Below are 16792 nucleotides of genomic sequence, written 5' to 3'. Positions count from 1 at the left end.
AAAACTTCATGAAGGGAACCGGACATGGGTCCCCATCCATCGGTCGCGGCGATACGCCTGGCGGTCCGCCGCGTCCTCCACGACATCCTGACCGACCACAGCAGCACCACCGGACGAAGCCTCGAGCGCAGCCGGACCGTCGCCGCCGGGCGGGGCCCGGCCGAGCGGCCCCCCTCCCCGCTCGTGCTCGTCGCCTGCTCCGGCGGGGCCGACTCCATGGCGCTCGCCTCCGCCCTCGCCTTCGAGGCGCCCAAGCTCGGCATCCGCGCCGGCGGCGTCACCGTCGACCACGGTCTCCAGCCCGGCTCCGGCCTGCGCGCCGACGAGGTCGTGCTCAAGCTGCGCGGCCTCGGCCTCGACCCCGTCGAGTCCATCGCCGTGACCGTCGGCCGCGAAGGCGGACCCGAGGCCGCCGCCCGCGACGCCCGCTACGCCGCCCTCGACGCCGCCGCGGAACACCACGGCGCCACCGCCGTGCTGCTCGGACACACCCGCGACGACCAGGCCGAGACCGTCCTGCTCGGCCTCGCCCGCGGCTCCGGCATCCGCTCCCTGTCCGGAATGGCCGCGGTCTCGGGGGCCGGCGGCCGTTACCGGCGGCCCTTTTTGTCCCTGGACCGGCAGACCGCCCGCAAGGCCTGCATGGCCCAGTCCCTGTCCGTCTGGGACGACCCGCACAACGCCGACCCCGCCTACACCCGCTCCCGGCTCCGGCACGAAGGCCTGCCCGCCCTGGAGAAGGCCCTCGGCAAAGGCGTCGTGGAAGCGCTCGCCCGCACCGCCCAGCTCTCCCGCGACGACGCCGACGCCCTCGACACCTGGGCCAGCCAGGCCGAGGCCTCCGTGCGCGACGCCACCGGCCACCTGGAGTGCGCCAAGCTCTACGCCCTCCCGCCCGCCGTGCGCCGCCGCATCATCCGCCGCGCCGCCATCGAGGCGGGGGCCCCGGCCGGCTCGCTCTTCGCCCGCCACATCGAGGAAGTCGACCGGCTCATCACCGGCTGGCGGGGCCAGGGGGACATCAATCTCCCGGGCAAAGTCGTCGCCCGGCGCCAGGGTGGCAGACTGGTGATTCGGCAGGGCTGACACCGCGGCCCCGGGGGACCCCTCCGGCGGACCGGGCAGCCGGGGGCACGCGAGTGCGGCCGTAAGTGCGGGACGACGAAAGTGATGCGGGTGGACGCGAAAGACATGGGTGCCGACCTCCAGCGGGTGCTCATCACCAAGGAAGAGATCGACGCGAAGCTGGCCGAGCTGGCCGCGAAGATCGACGCGGAGTACGCGGGCAAGGACCTGCTCATCGTCGGCGTCCTCAAGGGCGCGGTGATGGTCATGGCGGACCTCGCCCGGGCGCTGTCCACCCCCGTCACCATGGACTGGATGGCCGTGTCCTCCTACGGCGCTGGCACCCAGTCCTCCGGCGTGGTCCGGATCCTCAAGGACCTCGACACCGACATCAAGGGCAGGCACGTCCTGATCGTCGAGGACATCATCGACTCCGGCCTGACCCTGTCCTGGCTGATCAACAACCTCGGCTCGCGCGAGCCCGCCACCCTCAAGGTGTGCACGCTGCTGCGCAAGCCGGACGCCGCCAAGGTCGCCATCGACGTCGAGTGGGTCGGTTTCGACATCCCCAACGAGTTCGTCGTCGGCTACGGCCTCGACTACGCCGAGAAGTACCGCAACCTGCCGTTCGTCGGTACGCTCGCGCCCCACGTCTACGGCGGCTGAGCCAACGGGGCCAGTCCTTCCAGGACGACCGGGAACCCCAGCGGGTTCCGCAGCGTTGGAGCATGCAGAGACGGGATTGCCGGCCGTCGATGCCGCTCCGTGCGGCTTCGGACAACAATGCTGGGGTACCGTCAGAAGAACTGTCTTATCAAACTCACTATGGCAGGAGGGACGGGGCGACACCGCTCCGTATGGATGGACGTGAAGCGATACTTCCGTGGGCCGGTCATGTGGATCGTGCTGGCCGTCCTTGCCGTGGTCGTGTTGATGCAGGTCGTCGGCTCGTCCGGCGGCTATAAGACGGTGGACACCGGCCAGGTCGTGGCGGCGATCAACGACAACAGGGTGCAGTCGGCCAAGCTCACCACCGGTGACGAGCAGACCGTCAAGGTCGAGCTCAAGGACGGTCAGAAGGTCGACGGCAGCTCCAAGATCCAGGCGAGCTACATCGGCGACCAGGGCGTGACCATCGCCAGCACGCTGCAGAGCAAGTACCAGGACAAGCAGATCCCGGACGGCTACACAGTCTCGCCGTCCAAGCAGAACCCGTTCCTCGGCGTCCTGCTCTCCCTGCTCCCCTTCGTCCTCATCGTGGTCGTCTTCCTGTTCCTGATGAACCAGATGCAGGGCGGCGGCTCCCGGGTCATGAACTTCGGCAAGTCCAAGGCCAAGCTCATCACCAAGGACACCCCGAAGACGACCTTCACCGACGTCGCCGGCTGCGACGAGGCCGTCGAGGAACTCCACGAGATCAAGGAGTTCCTGCAGGAACCGGCCAAGTTCCAGGCCGTCGGCGCCAAGATCCCCAAGGGCGTGCTCCTCTACGGCCGCCCCGGTACCGGCAAGACCCTGCTCGCCCGTGCCGTGGCCGGCGAGGCCGGGGTCCCCTTCTACTCGATCTCCGGTTCTGACTTCGTCGAGATGTTCGTCGGTGTCGGTGCCTCCCGGGTCCGCGACCTGTTCGAGCAGGCCAAGGCGAACGCCCCGGCGATCGTCTTCGTCGACGAGATCGACGCGGTCGGCCGCCACCGCGGCGCCGGCCTCGGCGGCGGGCACGACGAGCGCGAGCAGACGCTGAACCAGCTCCTCGTCGAGATGGACGGCTTCGACGTCAAGGGCGGCGTCATCCTGATCGCCGCCACCAACCGGCCCGACATCCTCGACCCGGCCCTCCTGCGCCCCGGCCGCTTCGACCGGCAGATCGCCGTCGACCCGCCGGACCTGCAGGGCCGCATGGAGATCCTCAAGGTCCACCAGAAGGGCAAGCCGGTCGCGCCCGACGTCGACCTGGCCGCCGTCGCCCGCCGCACCCCCGGCATGACCGGCGCCGACCTCGCCAACGTGCTCAACGAGGCCGCGCTGCTCACCGCCCGCGGTGACCAGAAGCTGATCGACAACAAGGCGCTGGACGAGGCGATCGACCGCGTGGTCGCGGGCCCGCAGAAGCGGACCCGGATCATGTCGGACAAGGAGAAGAAGATCACCGCGTACCACGAGGGCGGTCACGCCCTGGTCGCGGCGGCCTCGCCCAACTCCGACCCGGTCCACAAGATCACCATCCTGTCCCGGGGTCGTGCCCTCGGCTACACGATGGTGCTCCCGGACGAGGACAAGTACTCCACCACCCGCAACGAGATGCTCGACCAGCTCGCCTACATGCTGGGCGGCCGTGCGGCGGAGGAACTGGTCTTCCACGACCCGACCACCGGCGCCGCCAACGACATCGAGAAGGCCACCAACCTGGCCCGCGCGATGGTCACCCAGTACGGCATGACCGAGCGGCTCGGCGCGATCAAGTTCGGCGGCGACAACAGCGAGCCGTTCCTCGGACGTGAGATGGCTCACCAGCGCGACTACTCCGAAGAGGTCGCCGCGCTGGTGGACGAAGAGGTCAAGAAGCTCATCGAGACCGCTCACAACGAGGCCTGGGAGATCCTGGTCGAGAACCGCGACGTGCTCGACAACCTGGTCCTGGCCCTCCTGGAGAAGGAGACCCTGGGCAAGGAGGAGATCGCCGAGATCTTCGCGACGATCCACAAGCGCCCGCCGCGGCCCGCCTGGACCGGCTCCTCCCGCCGCACCCCCTCCACCCGCCCGCCGGTGCTCTCCCCCAAGGAGCTGGCACTGACCAACGGTGCGAACGGCGCGACGGCGGCCATCAGCACGGTCAAGTCCACCGCCGTGGACCCCGCCCCGGCGACGGAGCAGACCCCGGAGGACCGCCCCGAGAGCTGACGCTCCCGGCAGCCTCCCGGCCCGGAATGAACGCCGCACCCCCCAGGTTCTAGCCTGGGGGGTGCGGCATTTTCGTATGCCGTGGGTGAGACGTACAGGAACGAGGCATCAGATGACCGACCCCGTGACGCTGGCCGGCGAGGGCTTCATCGGCGAATTCGATGAGAAGCGCGCCGAGAACGCCGTTCGGGAACTCCTGATCGCGGTCGGTGAGGATCCGGACCGCGAGGGACTGCGGGACACCCCGGCTCGGGTCGCGCGGGCGTACCGGGAGCTCCTGGCCGGCCTGTGGCAGGAGCCCGAGGACGTTCTGACGACCACGTTCGATCTCGGACACGATGAGATGGTCCTGGTGAAGGACATCGAGATCGTCTCCCTCTGCGAGCATCACCTCCTGCCTTTCCACGGCGTGGCTCACGTCGGGTACATCCCGGCCGAGAACGGCAAGATCACGGGCCTGTCGAAACTGGCGCGGCTGGTCGAGGTGTTCGCTCGCCGCCCGCAGGTGCAGGAACGACTCACCACCCAGATCGCGGACTCCCTCGTCCGGATCCTCGAGGCCCGTGGCGCGATCGTCGTCATCGAGGCCGAGCACATGTGCATGTCGGTACGCGGCATCCGCAAGCCGGGAGCCAAGACCACCACATCGGCGGTGCGGGGCCAGCTTCGTGACGCCACGACCCGTGCCGAGGCGATGAGCCTGATACTGGCGCACTGACCCGAATGTCAGTGGTGCCCGATACCGTCCCCTGATCAGTGAGCTGACTACTGATCAGGGGGGACGAGGTGCAGTACGGCTTACCGAGCAAGCAGACGGTGAACGCCGTGGGTGGACGACTGCAGGCACGCAGCGTTCGCGTCGGCTGCCGCCTGTGGTCCCTGTCGGACGGGCGCACCGTGCAGACCACGGTCACGGACGTGGCGGTGACGAAGGTCCGCGAGGTCGTAGAGGTGGTGACCGACCACCTCGCCTTCGTAGTGGCGCCGGATCAGATGCTGTCGACGCCTGACGGATGGGTTCACGCCAGGGACGCCCGAGGGAATGTGGTCGCCTGGACCCACGCGCGGAAACTGAACCGGCGGCGATTGACCATCACTCCGGGTTACGACCTCGGCTACCTGATCGGAGCCACGTGCTCGGACGGGACGGTCGGCAGGAACTACGTCTCCCTCGTGGTCAACGACAGAAGGTTCGCCGAGCGGTTCGCCGAGTGCCTGGTGGGAGCCACGGGGCTCAGCGCGCGCCTCGAGCCCGTGACCCGTCCGTCCGGCTACCTTCGGCGGGACGTTCCTGGCTTTCGCGTGCGGGTCGTGTCCTCGTACCTGGCGGATTTGCTGAGGCAGTACGTGGGCGGGGACGCCCACCACATGCGTCAGGGCTTTCCGAGGGTGGTGCTGCGCGACAGGAAGACCTTCGACGGCTTCCTCGACGGTTACTCGGACGGTGACGGCTGTCCGGTCAGAGGAGGCCGGGTGCTGGTCAGCGCGAACGTCGCATTCCTTGCCGAACTCGCAAGGATCATCGGGGCCAGGTTCACGCCTCGTCTCGACGGCACGGCATCTCACCTCGTCGTGGCGGACAGCTGGCCCTCACGCGGCACCTTCCGGGCGGAGACCCATCCGGTGCAGCTCCGTGAGTCCGGATGGGCCCAGGTGCACGACGTGAGGCCACGCACGACTAAGGACAAGCCCTACACCCTCTACAGCTACCGCCTGGACCCGCTGCCCGGCTTCCTGATCAACGGACACCTGGCCCGCCAGCCCTGGTGAGGTCTCAGGCCACCGGCTCCGCGCCCGGGTGGTTCTGGTCGTCGTCCTCGGGGAGTTTGCAGACCCGTTCGAGGAACAGGGCCGACGCTATGACGGCGATGCCGGCCAGGACCGAGAAGCCGGCGTAGAAGGCCTGGTCGCGGCGGGTGGGGATGTCGAGGAGTTCCAGCAGGAAGACGCCCGTGCCGCCGTACATGCCGGCGACGAGGGCGGCCACCAGGGCGCTGGCCTGGCCGAAGACGACCGCCCGGGCGGCCATCAGGGGGTCGACGCCCTTCGCTCCGGGGCGGCGCTCGCGCTGGGCCTTGAGGCGGGCGCGCAGCGAGAGCGCCGTGGCGAGCAGCACCACGGCGATCAGGGCGAGGACGACGGGGGCGGCCAGGGGGACGCTGGGCAGGGTCCCGACCGAGTTCCAGAGGCGGGCGCCCGCCCAGGACAGGATCCCGGCCACGACGAACACGCCGGCCAGCACCCTGATGCGCAGCTGTTTCACGGTGTCCCTTCAGCTCCCCCGGACCGTCCCGGACTGTGGTCGTCTTGACCTTAACGACTACTCGGGCAGTCGGAGTTCCAGGTCCGCGCGTGCTTCGACGCCGTGGCGGGTGACGCCCGACAGCAGGTCGGCCACCGGGCCGCGGCCGGGAAGCTGTGCCTGCGGGTCGACGTCGTGCCAGGGCGCGAGCACGAAGGCGCGTTCGTGGGCGCGGGGGTGGGGCAGGGTCAGCAGCGGGTCGTCGGAGGTGACGTCGGCGTAGGCGACGATGTCGACGTCCAGGGTGCGCGGCCCCCAGTGCTCGTCGCGGACCCGGTGGAAGGCCTCCTCGACGGCGTGGGCCCGCTCCAGCAGGGAGGACGGGGGCAGGGTGGTCTTCAGGACGACGACCGCGTTGAAGTAGGAGGGCTGCGAGCCCGGTTCGACGCCCCAGGGCTCGGTCTCGTAGACCGGGGAGACCGCCTTCACGCGGACGCCGGGGGTGTCCTCGAGGGCGTCGACGGCTCCCTGGAGGGTCTCCAGGCGGTTGCCGAGGTTGGAGCCGATGGAGATCACGGCCCGTTTGGGGTTGCTCAGCGTGGTGTCGGCGGCGTCGACCTGCTCGACGACCGCGGCGGGCACCGGCTGGACGGTCGGGTCGCTGTGACCCTGGGTGAAAGGTCGGGTCATACTCGGCTCCGGGTGATGGTGACGGTCACGTCGTCGAAGGGGACGGTGATCGGAGCGTCCGGCTTGTGGACGCAGACCTCGACCTCCAGGACCCCTTCGTGCTTCAGGCAGGTCTGGGCGATCCGCTCCGCGAGGGTCTCGATGAGGTTCACCGGCTCGCCCTCCACGACGGCCACGACCTCCTCCGCGACGATGCCGTAGTGCACCGTCCTGGTGAGGTCGTCGTCGGCGGCGGCCGGCCGGGTGTCCAGGCCGAGGACGAGGTCGACGAGGAAGGTCTGGCCCTCCTCGCGTTCCTTGGGGAACACGCCGTGGTACCCGCGGGCCTTCAGGCCGCGCAGCGCGACACGATCCACGCGAATCACTCCTGCAATCGTCGGGAACGGCCGGACGGTGCCACATGCGGACGGCACACCGGCCATGGACGAATCTACCTGCGGGCGCCGACACACCCGGGGCACCGGGGCGCGGGCCGGGCCGGGACCCGGAGGTTTCACCGCGTGTTCTCCCTGGGGAACCCGGCCGCGTCAGGGGCTGGTAGCCGCACCTACCCCCCGTTTCGTGATTCCAACCACTTCTGGGCCGCCGTGCCGCGCGCGGCCGTTCAGATCAGGGGGTCGTCGTCCGGATTCACCCCATTGACACCTTCCTCGCCGTTCTCGTCCTCCTCGTCGGTCTCGGTGAGCACCGGCGAGGCGTGGTGGGACCAGAGCTTCCAGCCGGTGGGGGTGCGGCGGAAGACGTTCGTGGCGACGACGAGCTGGCCGAGCAGCGGGCCGAGCTCGGCGCCGTCCTCGGGGGCCGGGCCGCCGCTGAGGATGTTCTCGGTGCAGGTCACCAGGGCGGTGTCACCGGTGACCGAGACGTGCACGTCGGTGAGGAAGAACTGGATGTAGTCGGTGTTCGCCATGATCAGCGCGTACGACCTGAGGACCTCGGCGCGGCCGGTGAGCACGGGCCAGCCGGGGTGGACGCAGGAGACCACGCCGGAGTCGGCCGGGTCGTGGTACTCCTCGTCGACGCCGAGGTCGGCGGGGACGAGCCAGAGGGAGGACAGCTCCTCGAAGTCCCCGCGTTCCATCGCCTCGTAGAAGGCGGTGTTGGCGGCCTCCACCTGTTCGACGTCGGTGTGGGGGGCGCTCACCGGGTTCCTTCCGCCCCGCGCTCGCCGCCCGCGCCCGGCGCGGACCGTTCCGTGCGAGCCTCCTCCACGGCGCGTGCGACCCGTACCGCGTCGGCGGTGGCGCGCACCTCGTGCACGCGCACCGCCCAGGCGCCGGCCTGTGCGGCGAGCGCGGAGACGGCGGCGGTGGCGGCGTCGCGTTCGCGGGCCGGCGGCGGCGCGCCCTCCGGGCCCGCGAGGACGCGGCCGAGGAACCGCTTGCGGGAGGCGGCGACGAGCAGCGGGTGGCCGAGGGCGCGCAGCCGGTCGAGGTGGGCGAGGAGGGTGAGGTCGTGCCCGGCCTCCTTGGAGAAGCCGAGTCCGGGGTCGACGACGACGCGGTCGGGGGCGATGCCGCCCGCCAGCACGGCCTCCACGCGCGTGCGCAGTTCGTCGACGACCTCGGCCACGACGTCCTGGTAGGCGCCCCGGACGTTGCCGCCCTCCAGGAAGCCGCGCCAGTGCATGACGACGAAGGGAGCCCCCGCGGCGGCGACCACGGGGATCATCGCGGGGTCGGCCAGGCCGCCGCTGACGTCGTTGACCAGGGCGGCGCCGGCCGTGAGGGACTGTTCGGCGACACGCGCGCGCATGGTGTCGACGGAGACGACGACGCCCTCGGAGGCGAGACCGCGGACGACGGGGATGACGCGCCTGAGTTCCTCGTCCTCGTCGACGCGGGTGGCGCCCGGGCGGGTGGACTCGCCGCCGACGTCGACCAGGTCCGCGCCCTGGGCGACCAGTTCCAGTCCGTGCTTGACGGCGGCGCCCGTGTCGAACCAGCGGCCGCCGTCGGAGAAGGAATCGGGGGTCACGTTCACGACTCCCATGACCGCGCACCGGTCCCATGCCGGAAGGCCTGCCACTCGGCCGCGCCCGCTGAGGTTGTTCATACCTTCAGCGTAGGCCCAGGGAGGGGCCCGGAACGCGCGGTGGCGCCGGTGCCGGACGGGGCGGCCCGCAAGCCCGGGCCGCGGGGCGCGGAGCTCACGCCGCCCGCATGTCGTGCTCCGTGACCGTGTGCGCGCAGGGGCGCCGGACGGCGGCCCCGCGCCGGCGCAGGAAGCGCGGCAGCGGCAGCGCGAGGTCGACGAACCCCTCGGCCTGCATGGCGGCGAAGCCGATGCGGGGCAGGTCGGCCGAGGCGCGGTAGACGACGAAGCGGGGTTCCCAGCGGGGCTGGAACTTGGCGTTGAACTTGTACAGCGACTCGATCTGGAACCAGCGGGAGAGGAAGACCAGCAGCCCGCGCCAGGCGCGCAGCACCGGACCCGCGCCGATCTTCTCCCCGCGCGCGAGGGCGGAGCGGAACATCGCGAAGTTCAGCGAGACCCGGGTGACGCCGAACCTCGGGGCGGCCTGCAGGGCGGCGACGATCAGCAGTTCGTTCATGCCGGGGTCGGCGGCGCGGTCGCGCCGCATGAGGTCCAGCGAGACGCCGTCCTCGCCCCAGGGGACGAAGTGCAGGATCGCCTTGAGGTCGCCGTACTCGCCGGGCTGCTCCTCGGCCTTGTGGGCGGTGGCGATCAGGCAGTCGCCGTCGGCGGGGTCGCCGATGCGGCCGAGGGCCATGGAGAAGCCGCGTTCGGTGTCGGTGCCGCGCCAGTCCTCCGCGGCCCGGCGGATGCGTTCCAGTTCGGCGTCGCCGAGGTCACGGATGCGCCGTACCCGGGTCTCGTAGCCGGCCCGCTCGATGCGCTTGACCATCTGGCGCACGTTGCGCATCGCGCGTCCGGCCAGCGAGAAATCCGCCACGTCGACCACCGCCTCGTCGCCCAGTTCCAGGGCGTCGAGGCCGGTCTCCCGGGTCCACACCTCGCCGCCGGTCTCGGAGCAGCCCATGACGGCCGGGGTCCAGGAGTGCGCCCTGGCCTCGTCCATGAAGCGCTCGATGGCCCCGGGCCAGGCCTCGACGTCGCCGATCGGGTCGCCGCTGGCGAGCATCACGCCGGAGACGACGCGGTAGGTGACGGCCGCCTTGCCGCTGGGCGAGAAGACGACGGCCTTGTCGCGGCGCAGCGCGAAGTGGCCGAGGGAGTCGCGGCGGCCGTGCCGGTGCAGCAGCGCGCGCAGCCTGGCCTCGTCCTCCTCGGTGAGGCGGGCGGCCGGGTGTTCGGGGCGGAAGGCCAGGTAGACGGTGGTGGCCGTGGTGAGCCAGCCGAGCGCGCCCAGGGAGAAGGCGACGGTCCACGAGGTGTTGCCGGCGTAGTCCACCGGGCCCTCGAAGCCGAACAGTCCGTACAGGACGTGGGTCAGCCGGTCGGCGAGGCTCGGGTCGCCGATCGTGCGGTTCGGGTGGACGCTGACGATGACCAGGCCGAGGGCGAGTGAACCGGCGCTCATCAGGACGAAGTTGGCCAGTGCGCGCCAGCGGCTGCGGGGGTCGGGCAGGGCGGCGAACTCGTCGCGGTGGCGCAGCAGCGGCACCAGCAGCGCCACCGCTATGAGCACGCCGAGGAGGGAGTGCCGGTAGACGAACTGGGCCACCGCGCCTGCCGGGAGGAGCGCGACCGCGGCCCGCCACGCCCGGCGCTTGCGCCGCCTGAGCCCGTGCGCGAGCAGCAGCAACAGCACGCCGGCGCTCAGCGACAGGGCCGCGGCGAAGGGTCCGAAGGAGCCGGGCAGTACTTCGGCCAGGGCGTGCATGCGGCTGTGGCGGAAGCGCGGGAAGACGCCCGCGGCGATGTCCAGGACGCCCACGACGGCGCACGCCCTGGCGACCAGGGTGGGGACGGCCTCGGGGCGCGGGCCGCGCAGGATGCGCCGCGCCCGGCTCGATCGGCCCGGAACCCCGCCCGACAATTCCCCATCTATCCTGACAGACATCGCATCCCGTAGTTCTGCGAGAGACCTTGAACCCGGTGCCGATCGGGGCATCCGGCGACATTGCGCCCTCTAGGACGGTGTCTCGGGAGGAGAGGTTCACTCCCCTCGGAAAAGCCGGGTCAAAGGCCAAGGAAAGCCCCGGGCAAGCCCTCGCGACGAAACGTTGCGGGCGCGCGCGGGCGGAAAGCGCGGTAACAGCCCATGGGTCTCACGAGCAACAAGGTGCTGGCGCTGGCGGTCATGCTCGCCGTGGCGCTGTTCGTCGCCACGGTGTGGCTGTGGCCCCGGCTGGCCAGACGGAGCTGGCGGTCCGTCAGCGGACGCGTCGGTCTGCTGCTGGCCACCCAGCTCGCCCTCCTCGCCTCCCTGGGGATCGGCGCCAACCAGGTCTTCGGCTTCTACGCGGACTGGGCGGACCTGTTCGGCCGGCAGACCGAGCAGGGGGTCGTCGTCGACCACACCTCGGGCGGCGGCTCCGGCGGGCCGCTGCAGGTGCTCTCCACCTCCCCGGTGCCGGGCGTGACGGGGGCCTCCGCTCCCGGGGCGGCCGGGCGGATACAGCGGGTCGACATCGTGGGCCGCGCATCCCGCATCGCCTCACCGGCGTACGTGTACCTGCCCCCCGAGTACTTCCAGCCGCGCTACCGCACGCGTACGTTCCCGGCGGCGGTCGTGCTGACCGGCTACCCCGGTACGGCGCAGGCGCTGGTCGACAAGCTGAACTACCCGCGCACGGCGCAGGAGCTGGCCAAGGACGGGCGGGGGCAGCCGATGATCCTGGTGATGCTGCGGCCGACCGTGGCGCCGCCGCGCGACACCGAGTGCGTGGACGTGCCGGGCGGTCCGCAGACGGAGACGTTCTTCGCCAAGGACCTCCCCGAGGCCGTGCTCGCCCACTACCGGGTGGGCAGACGGCCCGGCAGCTGGGGCGTCATCGGCGACTCCACCGGCGGCTACTGCGCGCTGAAGCTGGCCATGCACCACCCGGACGTGTACGCGGCCGGCGTGGGTCTGTCGCCGTACTACAGGGCGCCGATCGACCCCACGACCGGAGACCTCTTCCACGGCGACCGGAACCTGCGCAACCGCTCCGACCTGTGGTGGCTCCTCAAGCACGCCCCGGCGCCCGACACCTCACTGCTCGTCACCAGCAGCCGGGTCGGCGAGCACGACTACCGGGACACGCTGAGGTTCATCGCGCGCGTGAAGGCCACGAACCGGACCCGGGTCTCGTCGATCATCCTGGACAGCGGGGGCCACAACTTCAACACCTGGCGCCGTGAGATCCCGGCGGCGCTGCAGTGGCTCAGCGGACGGCTGAGCGACCGCTGAGCCCGGTGCCCACGGGACCACCGAAGCTTTCGGTGTGGCTGTGTTTTTACGGGGCGGGGACCCATGATTCGCCTACGCGCGGTAAGTTTCTGGCCATGCCACGTGGACGCCACCGCCATTCACCGCCTCTGCACCGGCTGTTGCCGCCGTCGGCCATCGCCGGCGTCTCCGTCGTCTGCGCGCTGGGTCCTTGGGTGTTCTCCGAGGCCACCGTGTTGCGGGTGCTGGCCGCGGCCGCCGCGGCGACCGCCCTCGCCGGCGCCTTCGTGATGCGCCGCTGGGACACCCAGGCGGGCAAGCAGGTCGCCGACCTCACACGCGCGCGTGCCGGCGACGAGTGGCGCTTCGAGGAGCGGGTCGCCGAACTGGAGACCGACCTGGAGGAGTCGCGGGAGCTGCGCACCAAGCTCGAGCGGCGGCTGCGCGCCAAGCGCGCCGAGCTGGCCGGGCTGCGCAACGAGCACGCGGCCCTGCTGCGCCGTTACGCGACCGCCGAGACCGAGCGGGCGAGCGCCCTGGAGGGGCGCCGGCTGCTGGAGATCGAGGCGGCCGAGCCGTCCGGCGCGCTCGCGCTGCCGCCCGCGCGCAGCGCGGAGCCCGAGCCGCCCGAGACTCCCCAGGCTTCCGGGACGGCGGCGACGGCGGACCCGGCCGAGGTAGAGAAGCCGGAGCCCCGCGCCGTCTTCTCGCCCGAGGGCTCCCGGCTCTACCTGCGGGCCGCGACGGCACTGGCCCGGTTCGAGGCCGGCGCCCCTGCCCGGCCGGAGGCCGGGACCGAAGCCCCGGCGAAGCCCGGGGCCGGCGCTCCCGCGGAAGCGGACACCGGGGCCCCCGCGAAGCCCGCGGCCGCGGCCCCCGGCAGGCCTGCCGCCGGCGCCGGGACCGTCGCCGGGTCGCCCGCCGAGCCGTCGGTCGAGCCGTCGGCCGGGCCCCGGTCCGCCGGGCCCGTGCCGCCCGGCGCGGCCGCCAAAGGAGAGGGCGCCCGGGACGGCCTGACCGAAGCGGCCGGCGCTCCCCGCGGCGAAGGCGCCGTCCAGGAGGACGAGGGACAGGGGAAGTCCTCGGCGGCCGGCGAGCACGCGCGCCCGGCCGCCGCCCCGCCGGCGCCGGCCGAGCCCGCCAGGTCCGCCGGGCAGCAGCCCGCGGGGCACTTCACGGTGCCGACCGCGGTGGCCGTCGTACCGGCCGCGCCCGCCCGGCGTCCCGCGGTCGAGGGCGGGTTCGACTTCTTCGGCACCCACAAGGACACCCCGTCCGGTGCGCTGGACTCGGTGCAGAACGAGGACCTGGCGGACGTCGTCGGGCAGGAGGCCCTCGCGCTGCACAAGGCCGAGGCCGAGGCCGAGTTCAAGCCCGCCGACGAGGGGGCGCGCGGCGTCGGCCAGGTCATCGACCTGACCGCGCACGACGAGACGGAACAGATCGACATCCAGGGGCTGCGCAGCGCGGCCTCCTGAGCCGCCGCGGCGGCCCACGGAACGGAGCCCGGCACCCCGCGGGGGGCGCCGGGCTCCGTCGTGCGCGGCGGCCGCCCGGCTCAGGCCATCCAGCGGTCCGGGCGGGCGTCCCGGCGGCCGGTGCGCGAGCGCTCGGCCTGCGCGGCCAGCAGCCGGGCGGCCTCGTCCGCGTCGCGCAGCCGGGCCGTGACGGTCCGGCCCGCCCCGGTGTCCACGTGCACGTCGGCGAGGCGCCACAGCCGTCCCCAGGGCCCCTGGGTGAGCCGTACGCTCTGCACCTTGGCGTGCGGGACCAGGGACAGGCGGCGGCGCAGCAGGCCGTGCCGGGCGGCGAACACCGTGTCCGTGACCGCGAGACCGTGCCCGCGCCACCACACCGGCACGCACCAGCGGGCCCGGCGCGGCGGCCGGACCGGGGACGCCGGTACGGCCGCACCGGGCAGCACGCGCGCTATGACCGACTCGGCGGCCGCGCGCGGGGCGACCGGCACGAGCACCGAGTTGTCGGATCCGGCCACGTCCAGCTCGACCCGCACCCAGCCCGGCCGCCGCCACAGCAGCGGTTCCACGACCCGCACCGTCTGGACCCGGCCTGGCGGGACCGTCTCGTGCGCGCGGTCGAGCAGCCCGCGGTCGATGCGCAGCCCGTCCGGCGACTCGCTCACCGACCAGTCGTACTCGGCGACGAACCGGCCCGTGCTGCTGGCCCCCGCGGCGCCCAGCAGCGGCAGGGCGGTGGCGAGGACCGTCCACACGCTGTGCGTGGCGAGCCACAGCAGGGGCGGTACGACCAGGGCGGCGGCCAGCGAGCCCCAGGTGGCGCCCGTCAGCAGCAGGGAGAGCGCGAGCGCGCGCGGGGGCACGTGCAGCAGTTCCCGCGCCGGCGCCTCGCCGACCTCCCGCGCCGTCCCGGGGGCGAAGCCCGCCGCGCGCGCGAGCAGTTCCGCGCGCAGGGCGCGCGCCTCCCGCTCGCCCAGGAAGGCGAGTTCGTCCTTCTTGGCGGCGCCGACCACGTCGATGCGGAGCTTGGCCACCCCCGCCACGCGCGCGAGGAGCGGGCGGGTGACGTCGACCGCCTGGATGCGCTCCAGCCGGATGTGCGCGGTGCGCCGGAACAACAGGCCGGTGCGGATGCGCAGTTCGCCGCCGGTGACCGCGAAGTGCGTGAACCACCAGGACAGGAAGCCGTACAGACCGGCCGCCGGGACCAGCACGCTGAGCCCGATGAGCAGCATGGTGCCGGTCAGCCTCGCCAGCTGCTCCTGCGCCGCGTTCGGGTCGTGCACGGCCCAGCCGGCGAGCACGGCGACCGGCGCCCAGGCCCGCCGGAACGGTGTGACGGGGTGCAGCCGCCGCTCGGCGACCGGCGGGGCGTCCGGCCCGCCGCCGGGGACCGGGGCCGTCACAGGCCCGCCGACCGGGCCTCGCCCAGCTCGGTGAGCCGGTCGCGCAACCGTTCCGCCTCGGCCGGGTCGAGGCCCGGGATGACGGCGTCGGTCGCCGCTGCCGCGGTGTGGAGCTGGACGCCGGCCAGCCCGAAGCGGCGCTCCAGGGGGCCGGAGGTGACCTCCACGAGCTGCATCCGCCCGTACGGCACCACGGTCTCCTCGCGCCACAGGACCCCGTGGCGGATCAGCAGGTCGTCGGCGCGCTCGGCGTACCGCCAGGAGTGCCAGTTGCGCCCCAGCAGCAGCCAGGCCCACGCGGCCGGGGCCAGGGGCAGCAGCGCGAAGGCGGCCCAGGCGGGCCCCGCGAGCAGGCCGGGCAGCAGCCCCGCCGCCAGGACGAGCACGCCCGTCCACACCACCAGCAGCAGCCGGCGCATGCGCAGCAGCCCGGGCGGCAGGCCACGCCACACCGGTTCGTCCCCCGCCACCCCGGTCCCCGCCGGGCTCCCCGTCTCCATGGGGCCAGCGTACGTAGGGGAGACTGGGTCCATGACTGCGACGGAGACCACGGTCGGCGTCGGCGGCGCCGCCGAGAGCACCGACATGGTGCTCAACATCGGCCCCCAGCATCCGTCCACGCACGGCGTGCTGCGGCTCAAGCTGGTGCTGGACGGCGAGCGCATCCAGCACGCGGAGCCGGTGATCGGCTACATGCACCGGGGCGCGGAGAAGCTGTTCGAGGCGCGCGACTACCGGCAGATCATCATGCTCGCCAACCGCCACGACTGGCTGTCGGCGTTCTCCAACGAGCTGGGCGTGGTCCTCGCGGTGGAGCGGATGCTCGGCATGGAGGTCCCCGAGCGCGCGGTGTGGACGCGCACGCTGCTCGCCGAGCTGAACCGGGTGCTGAACCACCTGATGTTCCTCGGGTCGTACCCGCTGGAGCTGGGCGGGATCACACCGGTGTTCTACGCGTTCCGGGAGCGCGAGGTGCTCCAGAACGTGATGGAGGAGGTCTCCGGCGGTCGCATGCACTACATGTTCAACCGCGTCGGCGGCCTCAAGGAGGACCTGCCGGCCGGTTGGGCGGCACGCGCGCGTGCCGCCGTCGCCGCCGTCCGCTCGCGCATGGACGTCTTCGACGACCTGGTGCTCGGCAACGAGATCTTCCGCGGGCGCACCCGTGGCGTGGGGGCGCTCGCGCCGGAGGCCGTGCACGCCTACGGCGTGAGCGGGCCCATCGCGCGCGGCTCGGGCGTCGACTTCGACCTGCGCCGCGACGAGCCCTACCTGGCGTACGGCGAGCTCCAGGACGTCCTGAAGGTCGTCACCCGGGACGAGGGCGACTGCCTGGCCCGCTTCGAGTGCCTGCTGGAGCAGACCCACAACGCGCTGGACCTCGCCGACGCCTGCCTGGACCGGCTGGCCGAGCTGCCGCCGGGGCCGGTCAACCAGCGGTTGCCGAAGGTGCTGAAGGCGCCCGAGGGGCACACGTACGCGTGGACCGAGAACCCGCTCGGGATCAACGGCTACTACCTGGTCAGCAAGGGCGAGAAGACCCCGTACCGGCTGAAGCTGCGCTCGGCGTCGTTCAACAACATCCAGGCGCTGACCGAACTGCTGCCGGGGACGCTGGTGGCCGACATGGTGGCGATCCTGGGGTCGATGTTCTTCGTGGTGGGAGACATCGACAAGTAGGGCCGAGCAGTGCCAAGCAGGGCCAAGAGCG

Annotated in this window: 16 protein-coding genes; 8 read left to right on the top strand and 8 right to left on the bottom strand. The window is 72.3% G+C overall.

Annotation, left to right across the window (positions count from 1 at the left end; translation table 11 throughout):
* The first annotated feature begins 24 nt into the window (after window positions 1–24).
* From tilS to TNCT1_RS07240, 5 genes are all read left to right on the top strand, one after another.
* A complete protein-coding gene (gene tilS / locus TNCT1_RS07260) occupies window positions 25–1086 on the top strand; it encodes a tRNA lysidine(34) synthetase TilS (RefSeq protein ID WP_143629591.1) in 1062 nt (353 codons plus the stop codon).
* 84 nt (window positions 1087–1170) lie between these two features.
* Window positions 1171–1731 carry a hypoxanthine phosphoribosyltransferase gene (gene hpt, locus TNCT1_RS07255; RefSeq protein ID WP_143629588.1) on the top strand — a complete coding sequence of 187 codons (561 nt, stop codon included), beginning with the start codon at window positions 1171–1173 and terminating at the stop codon, window positions 1729–1731.
* 195 nt (window positions 1732–1926) lie between these two features.
* The gene (ftsH, locus tag TNCT1_RS07250) at window positions 1927–3966 is read left to right on the top strand and encodes an ATP-dependent zinc metalloprotease FtsH (RefSeq protein ID WP_174266187.1); all 2040 of its coding nucleotides are present in this window, start codon (window positions 1927–1929) and stop codon (window positions 3964–3966) included.
* A gap of 112 nt (window positions 3967–4078) precedes the next feature.
* Window positions 4079–4684 carry a GTP cyclohydrolase I FolE gene (gene folE, locus TNCT1_RS07245; protein ID WP_143629585.1) on the top strand — a complete coding sequence of 202 codons (606 nt, stop codon included), beginning with the start codon at window positions 4079–4081 and terminating at the stop codon, window positions 4682–4684.
* A 107-nt stretch (window positions 4685–4791) separates the two neighbouring features.
* Window positions 4792–5736: a hypothetical protein gene (locus TNCT1_RS07240; RefSeq protein ID WP_235902399.1), complete on the top strand. Its 945-nt coding sequence runs from the start codon at window positions 4792–4794 to the stop codon at window positions 5734–5736.
* Between the two features lie 4 nt (window positions 5737–5740).
* Here TNCT1_RS07240 and TNCT1_RS07235 read toward each other — a convergent pair whose 3' ends face one another.
* The 6 genes from TNCT1_RS07235 to TNCT1_RS07210 all read right to left on the bottom strand — a co-directional run bounded on the left by TNCT1_RS07235 (window position 5741) and on the right by TNCT1_RS07210 (window position 10862).
* Entirely contained in the window at window positions 5741–6229 is a 489-nt protein-coding gene (locus tag TNCT1_RS07235; protein ID WP_143629582.1) for a DUF3180 domain-containing protein, read from the bottom strand.
* A 57-nt stretch (window positions 6230–6286) separates the two neighbouring features.
* Window positions 6287–6898 carry a 2-amino-4-hydroxy-6-hydroxymethyldihydropteridine diphosphokinase gene (gene folK / locus TNCT1_RS07230; protein ID WP_143629579.1) on the bottom strand — a complete coding sequence of 204 codons (612 nt, stop codon included), beginning with the start codon at window positions 6896–6898 and terminating at the stop codon, window positions 6287–6289.
* Window positions 6895–7254, bottom strand: a complete 360-nt coding sequence (gene folB / locus TNCT1_RS07225) for a dihydroneopterin aldolase (protein WP_143629577.1) — start codon at window positions 7252–7254, stop codon at window positions 6895–6897. Before folB ends, folK begins: the two co-directional genes overlap by 4 nt.
* Before the next feature lie 248 nt (window positions 7255–7502).
* The gene (locus TNCT1_RS07220; RefSeq protein WP_143629575.1) at window positions 7503–8042 is read right to left on the bottom strand and encodes a nuclear transport factor 2 family protein; all 540 of its coding nucleotides are present in this window, start codon (window positions 8040–8042) and stop codon (window positions 7503–7505) included.
* Window positions 8039–8953: a dihydropteroate synthase gene (folP, locus tag TNCT1_RS07215; protein WP_143629573.1), complete on the bottom strand. Its 915-nt coding sequence runs from the start codon at window positions 8951–8953 to the stop codon at window positions 8039–8041. Before folP ends, TNCT1_RS07220 begins: the two co-directional genes overlap by 4 nt.
* A 94-nt stretch (window positions 8954–9047) precedes the next feature.
* Window positions 9048–10862, bottom strand: coding sequence for a phosphatidylglycerol lysyltransferase domain-containing protein (locus tag TNCT1_RS07210; protein ID WP_143629571.1), 1815 nt, complete (start codon window positions 10860–10862; stop codon window positions 9048–9050).
* Between the two features lie 225 nt (window positions 10863–11087).
* Between TNCT1_RS07210 and TNCT1_RS07205 the strand changes: the two genes are divergently transcribed.
* Both TNCT1_RS07205 and TNCT1_RS07200 read left to right on the top strand, forming a co-directional pair.
* A complete protein-coding gene (locus TNCT1_RS07205; protein WP_143629569.1) occupies window positions 11088–12218 on the top strand; it encodes an esterase family protein in 1131 nt (376 codons plus the stop codon).
* A 95-nt stretch (window positions 12219–12313) separates the two neighbouring features.
* Window positions 12314–13675, top strand: a complete 1362-nt coding sequence (locus TNCT1_RS07200) for a hypothetical protein (protein WP_143629567.1) — start codon at window positions 12314–12316, stop codon at window positions 13673–13675.
* Between the two features lie 80 nt (window positions 13676–13755).
* Here the strand turns inward: TNCT1_RS07200 and TNCT1_RS07195 are convergent, their stop codons facing one another.
* Window positions 13756–15081, bottom strand: a complete 1326-nt coding sequence (locus tag TNCT1_RS07195) for a PH domain-containing protein (RefSeq protein ID WP_143629565.1) — start codon at window positions 15079–15081, stop codon at window positions 13756–13758.
* Window positions 15078–15581 carry a PH domain-containing protein gene (locus TNCT1_RS07190; protein WP_143629563.1) on the bottom strand — a complete coding sequence of 168 codons (504 nt, stop codon included), beginning with the start codon at window positions 15579–15581 and terminating at the stop codon, window positions 15078–15080. The genes TNCT1_RS07195 and TNCT1_RS07190 overlap by 4 nt, the downstream gene beginning before the upstream one ends.
* Before the next feature lie 31 nt (window positions 15582–15612).
* Between TNCT1_RS07190 and TNCT1_RS07185 the strand changes: the two genes are divergently transcribed.
* Window positions 15613–16761: an NADH-quinone oxidoreductase subunit D gene (locus tag TNCT1_RS07185; RefSeq protein WP_143629561.1), complete on the top strand. Its 1149-nt coding sequence runs from the start codon at window positions 15613–15615 to the stop codon at window positions 16759–16761.
* Window positions 16762–16792 lie beyond the last annotated feature (31 nt).

It is taken from the genome of Streptomyces sp. 1-11, from assembly GCF_007176755.1.
Classification (GTDB): domain Bacteria; phylum Actinomycetota; class Actinomycetes; order Streptomycetales; family Streptomycetaceae; genus Streptomyces.
This window is presented reverse-complemented; position numbering and strand designations above follow the sequence as displayed.